This is a genomic window from Achromobacter aegrifaciens (assembly GCF_902859965.1).
GTDB classification, from domain to species: domain Bacteria; phylum Pseudomonadota; class Gammaproteobacteria; order Burkholderiales; family Burkholderiaceae_B; genus Achromobacter; species Achromobacter aegrifaciens.
The window spans coordinates 279,740-293,331 of record NZ_CADIKO010000004.1 but is presented as its reverse complement, the minus strand read 5'-3'; the positions used below and the strand labels follow the sequence as shown (position 1 = coordinate 293,331).

The following is a 13,592-nucleotide window of genomic DNA, read 5'->3' as shown; positions in this document are numbered from 1 at the left end:
GTCAGTTCCTCAGGGGCTTGCCGGTGTCGAGAGTGTGGCGGATGCGGGCCTGGGTTTCAGGCGTGCGCAGCAGCGCCACGAATTCCTTGCGCTCCACGGCCAGCAGCCATTCCTCGTCCACCTTGGCGCCGGTGTCGACCTCGCCGCCGCACAGGGCCACGGCGGCGCTGCGCGCCACGCGGTAGTCGTGCGCGCTGATCATGCCGCCTTCGCGCATGTTGACCAGCACCATTTCAAAGTTGGCGATGCCATTGCGGCCCGCGACCGGAATGTCGCGCAAGCGGGGCGGCGGCGTGTAGCCGGCCTCGGCCGCGGCGCGGGCCTGGCCGATGGCGACGTACAGCAGCTCGTCCGGATGGAACACGACGATGTCATGCTCGCGGGCGAAGCCCGTGGCGATGGCTTCCAGCGCGCTCTTGGCGACCTGCGCCGTGGCGATGGTCTGGAATACCGGTTGCAGATAGGGGAAGACCTCGCCCGGCGTGGCTGTCTTGGCGGCCAGCGCCGCGGCGCGGCCGGCGAATTCCTTGCTGCCGCCGCCGGCCGGAATCAGCCCGACGCCGGCCTCGACCAGCCCGATATAGCTTTCCAGCGCCAGCACCCGGTGCGAGGCGTGCATCAGGAATTCGCAGCCGCCGCCCAACGCCATGCCCTGCACGGCCGCCACGGTGGGAATCTGCGCGTACTTGAACGACTGCGAGGCGCGCTGGAACTTTTCAACCGTGGCCTCCAGCATGTCCCATAGCCCGGCGGCGCAGGCCTCGGAGACCTGCTGCAGGTTGGCGCCCACGGCGAAGGGCGCGTCATGCCAGATGACCAGCCCGTCGTATTCGCGTTCGGCGCGCGCCACCGCCTGCAGGATGCCGTCGAGCACTTCCGCGCCCAGGGTGTGGTTCTTGGAGGTGACCGAGAGGATGGCCACGCCGGCGTCGACCTGCGGCAGGTTCCACAGGCGCACGCCTTCGTTTTCCCAGATCGTGACGCCGCGCTCGCTGGCGCCTTCGCCGTACACACGCTCGGGGAACAACTGGCGGCGGTACACCGGCAGCGTCGAACGCGGGCTCAGCTGGCCGGTACGCGCGGAGTAGGAGCCTTCGGGCGCATGCACGCCATTGCGGCCGGGTTCCAGCGCCCAGGCCGGCAGCGGCGCGTCGCTCATGGCCTGGCCGGCGGCGATGTCCTCGGCCACCGCGGCGGCGATGGCCTGCCAGCCGGCGGCCTGCCAGGTTTCGAACGGACCTTGGGCCCAGCCGAAGCCCCAGCGCATGGCCAGGTCCAGGTCGCGCGCATTGTCGGCCACGTGTTCGAGTTGCACGGCGCTGTAGTGGAAGATGTCGCGGAACAGGCTCCAGAGGAACTGGGCCTGGGGATGGCTGCTCGCGCGCAGCGCGGCGAAGCGCTTGCCCGGGTCGCGTTCCTTGAGCAGGGCGGCGACTTCGTCGGCCAGCTTGCCGGCGCTGGGCACATAGTCCTGCGCCTTCAGGTCCAGCACCTGGATTTCGCGGCCCTGCTTGCGGTAGACGCCGGCGCCGGTCTTTTGCCCCAATGCGCCCTTGGCGATCAGCGCGGAGAGCCACTCGGGCAGCTTGAAATAGCGGTGCCAGGGGTCGTCCGGCAGATTCTTTTCCATGGTGCCGACCACGTGGGCCAGCGTGTCCAGGCCGACCACGTCGGCCGTGCGGTAGGTGGCGCTCTTGGGGCGGCCGATCTTCGGGCCGGTCAGGGCGTCGACCTCATCGAACGCCAGGCCCAGGCGGGCCGTGTGGTGCATGGCTGCCAGGATCGAGAACACGCCGATGCGGTTGGCAACGAAGTTGGGTGTGTCCAGCGCGCGGATCACGCCCTTGCCCAGGGTCGAGGTCAGCCAGGTTTCGAGCTGATCCAGCACGGCGGGCTGGGTGTGCGAAGTGGCGATGATTTCCACCAGCCGCATGTAGCGGGGCGGATTGAAGAAGTGGATGCCGCAGAAGCGGTCGCGCAGGCCCGCGGGCAGGGCGTTGGCCAGCGCGTCGATCGACAGGCCCGATGTATTGGAGGCGATGATGGCGCCCGGGGCCACGTGCGGCGCGATGCGCTCGTACAGCGCGGTCTTCCAGTCCATGCGCTCGGCGATGGCCTCGATGACCAGGTCGCAGCCGCGCAGGCGTTCGAGGTCGTCGTCGTAGTTGGCGGGCGTGATGTACGCCAGGCGCGCCGCGCCGGCCAGGGGCGCGGGCTCCAGCTTCTTCAAGCCGGCGATCGCTTTCTTGACCGTGCCGTTGCGGTCGCCTTCGGGGGCGGCCAGGTCGAACAGCGTGACGGGCACGCCGGCATTGGCCAGATGGGCGGCGATCTGCGCACCCATGACGCCGGCCCCCAGGACGGCGACGTGTTTGACGACGAACTTGCTCAAGGCAGTCTCCTGAAAAAAACGAATGGCGGGCCGGACCGGGCCGGACCGCCATCCGGGGCGGGTTAGAAGCGGGACGACAGCTGTATGCCCAGGATGTGGGCATTGCTGTCATAGGTGCCCGCCACGCGGCCCTTGGTCAGCTGGTTGCCGGACGTGGTGTCGATGTCCGTCTTGCGCAGGTAGAGATAGGTATAGCCCACGTCCAGCGTGGTGTCCTTGGTGGCCTGCCACTGAATACCGGTCGAAAGCCAGTAGCGGTCGTTGTCCGGCAGCGAGGTCGGACGGTCGGCTTCCTTGTACACGGGCGATTGGTCGAAGGCGACGCCGACCTTCCACTTCCAGTTGGGCGCGAACTTGTAGTTGGCGCCCAGCGCGACGCGCCAGCTGTCGCGGAAGTTCAGCGGCAGGTCGTCGTCGCGCGCACCCGGCCCCGAGTTGCGGATCTTCAGATTCGGAATGCTGCTCCAGCCGGTCCACGAGACGTCGCCCAGCAGTTCCCAGCGTTCGTTCAGCTGGTGCGCCGCGCTCAGGATCAGGGTGTCGGGCAGGGACACGGTGGCCTTGGCGTCGAACGACACCGAGTTGCCGCGCGGATAGATGCTGGTGATGTCGGTGTCGCCCTTCGCGGTGTGCTTGATCTTCGAGCGGTAGGACAGGCCGATGCGGGTGTCTTCGGTGGGTTGCAGCATGAAGCCCACGTTCCAGCCCCAGGCATCGCCCTTGAGATTCAGGTCGGCGTCGCCGGTCGTGCCCAGCGGCATGCCGGGAACCGGCAGTACGGTCTTCTTTTTGTAGTTGGCGTCGATGTGCTGCCAGTTCACGCCGAAGCCCATGGAGAACTTTTCGTTGACCTTGTAGGCGATCGAGGGGTTGACGTTGATCGTCTTGATCTCGAACTTGTTGGAGTGGTACTGGCCCACCCAGCCGTCGTCGTACTCGGTCATGAGCCCGAACGGGGCGCCCACGCCCAGGCCGATGAACCATTGCTCGTTCAACTGCCAGGAGGCGTACATATTGGGCACCACGCCGAGGTTGCCCGCGTCGCCGCCGTTGCCGCCGGTCGGGCGCGATCCGCCCAGTCCGGTGCCCGGCAGGCCGGGAATGCTGGGGTTGCGGCTGTCGCCGTTGTCTGAAAACTTGAATGACGGCTTGATCAGGTTGACGCCGCCGGACACATTGAAGCCGGGCAGGTAGGTCATGCCGGCCGGGTTGTAATAGATGATGCTGGCGTTCTCCGGATTCGCCGCAGAGCCTGCATAGGCGTTGCCCAGGCCGCTGGCGTTCTGCTCCAGGAGCTGAAAGCCGGCCGAGTGCGTTGCCGTGGATGCGCCCAGGCCGACCACGAGGGCCGACAAGGTGCTCAGGGACAATGAACGTCTGCTCATGGTACTGCCTCCTCGTGATGGATGATGTCTCTATGGCACTGCCGGTCTTGTCGTTCCGGTTTAGGTTGTACAGGTCCTAATCGGCCTCAGCCGGTCTTATACTCCGCACCGCGTTGCTGCTTTGGTAATGCAAGGGACCGCCCGTGAATGGCGCGAACCCCGTTCCGAAAATCACGCCCGCGTCGGCCAGGTCGGCGTCGGCGACGATGCCCGCATCCACGCGCTGGCGGGTGGCGTCGATCAGCGGTTTTATCAGGCGCTGCGCCAATCCGGCGGGCGCGCCGGACTGGCTGGCGCCCTTGACCGGTTTGCCGTCGCGCCAGGCGTAGAAGCCGCGGCCGCTTTTCTTGCCCAGGTCGCCGCGCGCCAGGCGCTCGGCCAGGCAGCGCGGCGGCTCGGCGCCGCCAGCAAGTTCCGCGCCCGCCGCACGGGCAATATCCAACCCCACGGTATCGGCCAGCTCCAGCGGCCCCATCGGCATGCCGAATGCGACCATGGCCGCGTCCACGGCTTCGGGCGCCTGGCCCTCGTCCACGCTGCGCATGGCCTGCAGCATGTAGGGCGCCAGCACGGCGTTGACCAGGAAGCCCGGCGCGCTCTTGACTGGCAGCGCCAGCTTGTCGATCTGGCCGACGAAGGCGCAGGCGCGGGCTTGCGCCTCGTCCGAGTCGCCGTCGGCGTGCACGACCTCCACCAGCGGCATCTTGGCCACGGGATTGAAGAAGTGGATGCCAACCAGCCGTTGGGGCTGCGCCAGATCCGCGCGCAAGGTCTCCAGCGACAGGCTGGAGGTGTTGGTGGCGAGCAGCGCATCGGCCTTCATGCGCGGCTCCAGCGCGCGGTAGAGCGCGCGCTTGGCTTCGGGCTGTTCGCTGATGGCTTCGATGACGATGTCGGCCAGCGGCACGCCGCCGCCTGCGGGATCCGGCACCAGGCGGTCGAACGCCGCGCGCGCGAGTCGCGGATCCTTCAGGCGGCGCGAGAACAGCTGGGCGGCGCGCTTGATGGCGGGCGCGATGCGCGCCATGTCCTGGTCCTGCAAGGTGACCGTCATGCCCTTGAGCGCGCACCAGGCCGCGATGTCGCCGCCCATCACGCCGGCGCCGACCACGTGCACGTGGCGCGCGGGCGCAATGCCGGCCTGCTTGCCGTTGGCCTTCAGCCGTTCCTGCAGGCGGAACACCCGCAGCAGGTTGCGGGCGGTGTCGGAGGAAATGATGCGCTCGATCAGCGCAGGCGCCTGCAAGGCGTTGCCGCCATGCTTTTCCCAGATCTCGACGATGGCGGGCGCGGCCGGATAGTGGCCCAGGGGATCCTTGGCCGCGATCTGCTTGCGGGCGCGGTTGGCGACGATGGCCTTGAGCGGCCAGCGGTTGGCCCAGGCGCCGAGGCCGCGCGCGCGGCGTGGCGCCTTGCGCGACAGCACGGTCTGGCGCGCGGCGGCCAGCAGCAGGCGGGGCGGCACGCGCGCGTCCGCCAGGCCCAGCGCCGCAGCGCGGCGCGCGTCGGCGCCTCGGCCGGTCAGCATCATGTCCAGCGCGGCCGGTGCGCCGATCAGCCGCGGCAGGCGCAGCATGCCGCCCCAGCCGGGAAAGATGCCGAGCATGACTTCGGGCAAGGCGAGCGACGTGCCCGGCTGGTCCGCCACCAGGCGGTAGCGGCAGGCTAGCGCGAGTTCGAGCCCGCCGCCCAGGCAGTGGCCCTGGATCAGGGCCAGCGTGGGATAGCGTACCGCGGCCAGTCGGTTGAACAGGTCCCATCCGCGCGCCACCAGCGCGCGTGCCTGCTCGGGCGTGTCCAGGCTGGCGAATTCATTGACGTCAGCGCCCACGACAAAGCCCGTGGATTTGCCAGACCGGATCACCAGGCCCGCGGGCGGGGCCGCGTCCAGCGCGTCCAGCACCACCGCAAGTTCGCTCATGGTGTCGGCGGACAAGGCATTGACCGCGCTGCCGGCGCGGTCGAAGGTCAGCCACGCCAGGCCGTCGGCATCGCGCTCCAGGCGCCAGTGCGCAAGCGTGTCGATAGTCGTCATGAGCGGTCCTCGTCCAGGGTTTCGACCAGCATCGCGCCGCCTTGGCCGCCGCCGATGCAGATGGCCGCCATGCCGCGCCTGTCGCCGCGGCGCTTGAGGGCCGCCAGCAGGTGCAGCACGATGCGGGCGCCGGAAGCGCCCACGGGATGCCCGATGGCGATCGCGCCGCCATCGACGTTGAGCCGGGCCGGGTCGAGGTCGCCCCAGGCCGGCGTGCCGAAGTGTTCCTGGCAATAGGCATCGTCGCGCCAGGCCGCCAGGCAGCCTAACACCTGGGCGGCGAAGGCCTCGTTGATTTCCCACAAGTCCAGGTCATTGAGGCCCAGCCCGTGGCGCTGCAGGATGGGCGTGGCCGCATGCACCGGCCCCAGGCCCATCTGCGCGGGATCGAGGCCGGCCCATTGGCTGTCGAGGATGCGGCCCAGCGGCCGCAGGTTCCATTTGCGCACCGCTTCCTCTGAAGCGAGGACCAGCATGGCGGCGCCGTCGGTGACTTGCGAGCTGTTGCCCGCGGTGATGTTGCCCCAGGGCTTGTCGAAGACGGGTTTGAGCTTGGCGAGCTTCTCGGGAGTGGAGTCGTCGCGCACACCGTCGTCATCGGGATACAGCTTGCCCTGCGTGTCGATCAGCGGCGAGATCTCGCCAAGGGCGCCGGCCGCGCGGGCCGCCAGCGCGCGCGCATGGCTCTGCGCCGCGTAGGCGTCCATCGCGGCGCGGTCGATGCCGAAGCGGGTCGCGACGTTCTCGGCAGTCTGCCCCATGGACAGGCCGACCACCGGGTCGGTCAGACCCTTGAGCAGACCGATGACGGGCGCAAGATTGCGCAGACGGAAACGGCCCAGCGCCGCGAGCTTGGCGCCCGCGCCGCGCGCGGCATACCAGCTGGCCAGCCAACGTACCATCTCGTCCGAATACAGCACCGGCGCGCGCGACAGCGCATCCGTGCCGCCGGCCAGCACCAGCTCCGAACGGCCGGACTGGATGTTGGCCACCGCCGAATCCAGCGCTTGCATGCCCGAGGCGCAATTACGCATGACGGTCCAGCCTGGCACCTTGTTGCCGCAGCCCAGGCGCAGCGCGATCACGCGGCCGATGTTCACTTCGTCGGGCGAAGGCGCGGCGCAACCCACGATGACCTCGTCCAGGTCGGTGGGCGCATAGGGCTGGCGCAGCAGCAGGGCGCGTCCCGCCTGCACGGCGAGATCGCCGGCGGAGAAGGGGCCCGGGCCGGTGCGCGCCTTCAGGAAAGGCGTGCGGGCGCCGTCGACGACGTAAACCGGTTTGAATGCCATCCGATTCCTCCTGTTCAGGCGGCCCTGCGTTCGGCGGCGGGGCTGCCCTGGTCCGCGGCGCGCAAATCAAAGGGGAAATCATCCACTTTCACCACCGTGTCGCGCAAGCGGTTGCGGCGTTTCACCACTGCATATTCTTCGGCGGTGATGCCGCCGATGGCGAAGGCGGCATCGGCGATATCGCGCACGTTGGCCTGTGGATTGCCGTCAAGCGCGCCGCGCTTTTCGAGTTCGCGGATCTTGGCTTCGATGGGCTCGGCATCCAGTGTGGCGGCCAGCGCCAGCTCGATCGCGCCCACCGGCTCGGCCTCGGTCGCGGGCAGGTGGCAGCCGGCGGTCAGGCGGTCGCGCGTCGCGCTGGGATTGATCAGCAATCGCGCCACGTCCTGGCCCAACTGGTCCGAGGGCAGGGCTTGCGTGCGGCCCCAGGGGAAGACCAGGCGGCGCAGGCTCCAGGCCACGAAACGGTTGGGGTAGTTGTCCAGCACGCCTTCGACGGCTTCCTGCAGCTTGTACAGCGCGTCCTGGATGGACCAGTGCGCCAGCGGCGCGTCGGCCGCCTGGCGGCCTTCGTCTTCGAAGCGCTTGAGCGTGGCGCTGATCAGGTACATCTGCGACAGCACATCGCCCAGGCGCGCCGACAGGCGCTCGCGGCGCTTGAGGCTGCCGCCCAGCACCAGCATCGAGGTGTCCGCCAGCAGCGCGAAGGCGGCACTGTAGCGGCTGAGCAGCTGGTAGTAGCGCTTCATCTCGGGAGCGACATCGGCGTTGACGCCGACCCAGCGCGCGCCCGTGAGCGCCGTGCCCAGCGCGCGCAGCTTGTTCTTCGCGACGAAGCCCACGTGGCCCCAGAAGGCGCGGTCGAAATCGTCCAGGCCCTGCTTGCGGTCGGACGATTGCGCGGCCTGCATTTCAGCCAGCACGTAGGGATGGCAGCGGATCGCGCCCTGGCCGAAGATGATCAGGCTGCGCGTGAGGATGTTGGCCCCTTCCACCGTGATGCCGATCGGAATCTGCTGGTAGGCGCGGCCCAGGAAGTTGGACGGGCCCAGGCAGATGCCCTTGCCGCCGATGACGTCCATGCCGTCGTTGACGACCTGGCGCGCGCGTTCGGTCACGTGGTACTTGACGATGGCGGACACCACCGATGGCTTTTCGCCCAGGTCCACCGCGCCTGCCGTCATGCTGCGCGCGGCGTCCATCATGTAGGTGTTGCCGCCGATGCGCGCCAGCGCTTCCTCCACGCCTTCGAACTTGCCGACGGGCGTGCGGAACTGGCTGCGCACGCGCGCATAGCCGCCCACCGCCCGGGTCGTCAGCTTGGACATGCCGGTGTTGGAGGAGGGCAGCGAGATCGAGCGTCCCGCCGCCAGGCATTCCATCAGCATGCGCCAGCCCTGGCCGGCCATGGCAGGACCGCCGATGATGAAATCCAGCGGCATGAAGACGTCCGCGCCGCGCGTGGGGCCGTTCATGAACATGGCGTTCAGCGGGAAATGGCGGCGGCCGGTGTCCACGCCCGGATGGTCGTGCGGCACCAGCGCGCAAGTGATGCCGAGGTCTTTCGCGCCGCCCAGCAGGCCGTCGGGATCGTACAGGCGGAACGCCAGGCCCAACAGGGTGCACACAGGCGCCAGCGTGATGTAGCGCTTGTCCCAGGTGACCCTCATGCCTATCACTTCGCGGCCCTGCCATTCGCCCTTGCAGACGATGCCGCTGTCGGGGATGGCGGCGGCGTCGGAGCCGGCCCAGGGGCTGGTCAACGCGAAGGCGGGCACTTCCTCGCCGCGCGCCAGGCGCGGCAGGTAGTGGTTCTTCTGGTCGTCGGTGCCGTAGTGCAGCAGCAGTTCGGCGGGGCCGAGCGAGTTGGGCACCATGACTGAAACCGCCAGCGCCGACGAGCGCGTGGACAGCTTGGTCACGATTTCGGAATGGGCATAGGCCGAGAACCCCAGGCCGCCGTATTCCTTGGGAATGATCATGCCCAGGAAGCCCTGGGTCTTCAGGTAGCTCCAGACCTCGGCCGGCAGGTCGTGGCTTTCCTGCGTGACATGCCAGTCGTTGACCATGCGGCAGGCCTCTTCGGCCTGGACGTCGAGGAAACGCTGCTCGTCATCGTTCAGGCGCGGGCGGGGATAGGCCAGCAGGCGGCTCCAGTCGGGCCGGCCGCGGAACAGTTCGCCTTCCCACCACACCGTACCGGCCTCCAGCGCATCGCGCTCGGTGTCCGACATCTGCGGCAGCACCTTGCGGTACAGGTTGAAGATCGGCGCCGACAGCAGGGCGCGGCGGATCGGACGTACGCCCAGCAAGACCGCCGCCAGGAGCGCGACGATGACCAGAGCGTAGATGACTGCGTTCATTTTCTTGTCTCCGTGGAGGTTCTGTTCCGTCTGCGGGCGCTTGGCGTTCAGGGCACGTGCGGCAGGGGCGAGCGCAGGCCGCCGAGCAGAAAGCTCATCAGGCGCGGCAGCAGCAGGTTGGGGTTATCCGGTTGTTCGGCGTCGTCGATGGTCCAGCCCGTGACCGAGCGCAACAGGTCGGTGCCGATGATGGCGTACGAGGTGGCGCCCAGCATGAACTGGAAGCGCCACATGATTTCCGCGCGGGGCACGTCGGGCAGGGCTGCGAACAGCGCGTTGCGGTAGCGCTCCAGCACATCCGCGTACTCCTCCGCGAACAGCGCGCGGATGAAGTCGGAGGGATCCGTCATGGTGCGTTCGAGCAGCGGCAGGAAGGTGCTGCCGGCCTGCGCGGGATCGGCCGCCAGGCGCAGCAGCGTGCCGAAAAAGGCGTCCACGATCTGCGACGGCTTCAGGGGCCTGCCTTCGGCTTGCGCCTCCAGCTCATCCAAAAGTCGCAAGCGCTCGCGGTTCAGCACTTCAAGGCGACGTTTGAGCACCGCCTGCACGAGTGACTCCTTGGAGCCGAAGTGATAGTTCACCGACGCCAGATTGACGCCGGCGGCCGCGGTGATCTGGCGCATCGAGGTGCCATCGTGTCCTTGTTGGGCAAACAAGGCCTCGGCGGTGTCCAGGATGGATTCACGGGTGAGGGACGGTCTGATTTCTTGCATAAGGTTGAATTCAAACGTTCGTTTAAAAACAATTATGCGTGAGAGATGGCTGAGACGCGAGCCTCGGCTATCCCCAATAGGGTTTACCACTAGCGGGCCGCAAGTCCCGCGTTCAGGACCGGCCGGATTCTCGCCAATCTCCACCAGAGGGATGACGAAACTCATGCGGAGGGAGTAACGATTTCCTAGTGTTTGCGCATGACCTTGAGCCTTTCGTCCTCGGACTGCCGACCTAGGATGAATGTGGTCTGGAAGGGAGGCGCAAAACCCCGCAGTATCAGCGCGAGGAGTTGAATCTGTCGCGCCCCTGAATACGCAATGACAGGCCCTAGTCCGTTCGCCGTAACGGACGGAAGGCCGACAAGCCCTGGCACAGGAGCAGGAGAAATGAAAACCTACAGAGTGGGACTGCTGGTCGACGGGTACGAGCAACCCGGCTGGATGCATGAGATGGTGGATTGGCTCACGCATAGCCAGGATTTTGAAGTCGCTGCTTTGCTGGTGATGAGTGAGGAGGGCGGCGAGAAAGCGCCCCGGTTGGGTGCGCGCGCGTTGTTTGGCGCCTTGTCGCGCCTGGAAGCGCGGCTGCTGCCGGCAAAGCAGCGGCAGGCGCTTGCGTGTCGCGACATGCGGGAAAGCGTGTCATCGGATACGGCTGCCGTCCTGTCGTTGACGCCTGGCATGCCCGCGGCCGAGGTGCAAAGCCAGGTTGCGGCGCTGGGCCTGGACCTGGTCATCACGCTGGGCGCATCGCCGGCCACCCGCGAACAAATGGCGGGCTGGGCGCGGCTCGGCGTATGGCAGCTGAGTTATTCGGATATTGCGGTGGCGACCAGCCGCTATGCCGGCTTCTGGGAGGTCTATCAGCGTGAAGATCACACCACGGTGAAGCTCTGGCGCGTGGGGCCGCGGGAGGACCAGGACGAATTGCTGGACCAGCGCAGTTTCAACACCGAAGTGTTCTGGTTGAAGAATCAGGCGCGCGCGTTCAGCCTGGGCAATTTCATGGTGTACGACGCGCTGCAGGCGCTGGCCCGCGTCAAGCAAGGCGTTGCGCCGCCGGGCATGCAGATCATGAGCGGCTTGCGGCGCGAGGATCCGGTGGAGTGGGATAGCGCCGCATATATTGCGCGTCAGGCCTGGTTAATGTCGGATTTGATTGTGCGGCGCGTCATGAAACGCAATGTGCGCTGGCGGATAGGCATGTTTCCTTCTGCCCGGCAGCAGGCGGTGGTATCCGAGGCCATGGTGTTGCAGCCGCCCAAGGGCAGATTCTTCGCGGATCCGTTTGTATATACCCAGGATAAAAAGCCGTATATATTTTTCGAGGATTACGATTTTACCTCCCGCAAGGGCACGATCTCGGTTGCGACCTACTCCGACGGGGCTTTCCGCCTGCTGGGCACGGCCCTGAACCTGCCCTACCATCTGTCATTCCCATATATATTCGAGCACGAAGGCGTCACCTACATGGTGCCGGAGACCTGCGGCAATCGCAGTATAGAGCTCTGGAAATGCACCGATTTTCCGCTCAAATGGGAGCTTGATGTAAATTTGATGACTAATATATCCGCCGTCGATACTATTATTTTCAAACACGGCGAATATTGGTGGTTATTAACCAATATCGATCGGACCGACGGTCAAAGCCATTGCGACGAATTATTCGCTTTCTTTTCGGATTCGCCGCGCTCGACCGAGTGGACGCCGCATGCCTGCAACCCCATCGTGCGCAACCCGATGCGGGCCCGCAACGCCGGAATCGTTGTGTCGCCTGGCGGAGAGGTGATCCGCTGCGCCCAGTACCAGGGCTTCTGCCACTACGGCAAGGGCGTGTCGTTGAACCGGATAGAGGAACTAACGCCGTCCACCTATGTGGAAACGGACGGCGAAATCCACTACGCGAGCTTCCTGAGAAAACGTCATGCTTCGATGCACCATTGGCATCATCAGGGCGGGCATACGGTATTTGACTTCGCCTATATGGAGTAAATCGTGCCGGAAACGCAAAAATAAAAATGTTACCTATATTTCGATTACGAGAAAGACGCACGGGCTTGATGTGTCCGCGGAAACATATAGACAGTTATTGTCCTGATTCCGGAACTTCCAGGCCGCGCCCGGCGGATGCCGCGGCGCGGCTTTTTTACGCCTGTAACAGCGGCCTGCCTTAGCCTGCGACCCGCGCCGGACCTGCATCTTCCATAGGGAAAGCGCAAGCTCCTCATGGGGAATTCCTGGTGAAAACCCTAGCGCCGGAATGGATGAGATGCGCGTCTCGTCCAGATTTACGATGATGATTAAGGCTAACGAATGATTTCTGTTTTTGTCGGATTATATCGAGCCGAAACGTCTTGATTTTGACAATTTCGAACCATAAGATGGGTCCATGCCATCCGTTATGTTGGCTACCAAAGTCTCCCAGCCCAAATGCTCCGGTTCAGCTTCATTAGATATTCCGGAATATTGCGGACTCGCATCGCAGGGTTGGAAAAAAAATAGTCTTCAGCACAGCGAAGATCCCTTCTAGGCCCGTCGAAAAACCGGGAGGACACCATGGCCAAGATGGTCCTGATTGAAGCCCATCCGCTCCTGCGGTTGGGGTTGTGGCAGATTCTGAGCAAGTTGGATGATGTGTGGGAAATCGAGGGGATGGGTTTGGCTGACATCTCCAAGGCGGACGGCGTGCACGCGGGCGCCGACCTGTTGATCTATGGATTGCCGGTGGATACCGACGAAGCGTGGAGCGCGCTGCATGAAATCCAGCGCGTGCTCACGCCCAAGCGGATCCTGCTGCTGACGGACGTCATGCCCCTGCCCATGCCGGTACAAGGGTTGCCCGGGGCAAGCGTCTACGGTTGCCTCATGAAGACGGCATCGGTGGAAATCCTTGAAGCGGCCATCCGCCTGGTCATGGCGGGAGGGCAGTGCTTCCCCAGCGAACAGGCATTGCAGGCTCCCGCGCAAACGGTCTGCGCCTTGCCGGCCAGGGATGCCGACGATGCCGCTGCCAGCAAGGGTTCCATGCCCGTCAGCGCCGGCGCGCAGCTGCTGCAGATCACGCCGCGGCAATACGAAGTCCTGGTGTTGCTGGCGCGCGGCTATCCGATCAAGACGGTCAGCAGGATGTTGAACATTTCGGTGGCCACGGCCAAAACGCATGCGTGCACGCTTTACCAGCGCTTGCATGTGAAGAACAAGGGCGAAGCCGTATACGCGGCGCTGCAGCGTGGCGCGACCTTGGAATGGCATGAACCGAACGGCAGGGATGTGGATGCCGGGCAGCTTTATGGGCGCAAGCTCGGGTAGCCGGGATTGGTTTGCGCGGCCTGCCCGGCAGCCTGGAACGAAGGCGTTCCGTTGCTGCCGGGAGCGCGCATAGCCATCATGGCTAATTCATACACAGCAGTAT

The 13,592-nt window shown here is 65.8% G+C and carries 8 protein-coding genes; 2 read left to right on the top strand and 6 right to left on the bottom strand.

Annotated features, from left to right (window positions below; all coding sequences use genetic code 11):
• Nucleotide 1: 1 nt before the first annotated feature.
• From HV793_RS25860 to HV793_RS25835, 6 genes are all read right to left on the bottom strand, one after another.
• Nucleotides 2-2,392, bottom strand: coding sequence for a 3-hydroxyacyl-CoA dehydrogenase/enoyl-CoA hydratase family protein (locus HV793_RS25860; RefSeq protein WP_119450034.1), 2,391 nt, complete (start codon nt 2,390-2,392; stop codon nt 2-4).
• A gap of 62 nt (nt 2,393-2,454) precedes the next feature.
• Nucleotides 2,455-3,777 carry an OmpP1/FadL family transporter gene (locus HV793_RS25855; protein WP_054453102.1) on the bottom strand — a complete coding sequence of 441 codons (1,323 nt, stop codon included), beginning with the start codon at nt 3,775-3,777 and terminating at the stop codon, nt 2,455-2,457.
• Between the two features lie 76 nt (nt 3,778-3,853).
• Nucleotides 3,854-5,812, bottom strand: a complete 1,959-nt coding sequence (locus HV793_RS25850) for a 3-hydroxyacyl-CoA dehydrogenase NAD-binding domain-containing protein (protein WP_175214140.1) — start codon at nt 5,810-5,812, stop codon at nt 3,854-3,856.
• Complete coding sequence (locus tag HV793_RS25845) at nt 5,809-7,104, bottom strand: acetyl-CoA C-acetyltransferase (protein ID WP_175214139.1); 1,296 nt, start codon at nt 7,102-7,104, stop codon at nt 5,809-5,811. The genes HV793_RS25850 and HV793_RS25845 overlap by 4 nt, the downstream gene beginning before the upstream one ends.
• Before the next feature lie 14 nt (nt 7,105-7,118).
• Entirely contained in the window at nt 7,119-9,467 is a 2,349-nt protein-coding gene (locus HV793_RS25840) for an acyl-CoA dehydrogenase (RefSeq protein WP_054453097.1), read from the bottom strand.
• A gap of 47 nt (nt 9,468-9,514) precedes the next feature.
• The gene (locus HV793_RS25835) at nt 9,515-10,180 is read right to left on the bottom strand and encodes a TetR/AcrR family transcriptional regulator (RefSeq protein WP_119450031.1); all 666 of its coding nucleotides are present in this window, start codon (nt 10,178-10,180) and stop codon (nt 9,515-9,517) included.
• A gap of 387 nt (nt 10,181-10,567) precedes the next feature.
• Here HV793_RS25835 and HV793_RS25830 point away from each other — a divergent pair, with 387 nt between their 5' ends.
• Entirely contained in the window at nt 10,568-12,172 is a 1,605-nt protein-coding gene (locus HV793_RS25830) for a glucosamine inositolphosphorylceramide transferase family protein (protein WP_054453093.1), read from the top strand.
• Nucleotides 12,173-12,736: 564 nt separating this feature from the next.
• Nucleotides 12,737-13,489 (top strand): response regulator transcription factor, encoded by a 753-nt coding sequence (locus tag HV793_RS25825; RefSeq protein ID WP_054453091.1) that lies wholly within the window; start codon nt 12,737-12,739, stop codon nt 13,487-13,489.
• Nucleotides 13,490-13,592: the final 103 nt, after the last annotated feature.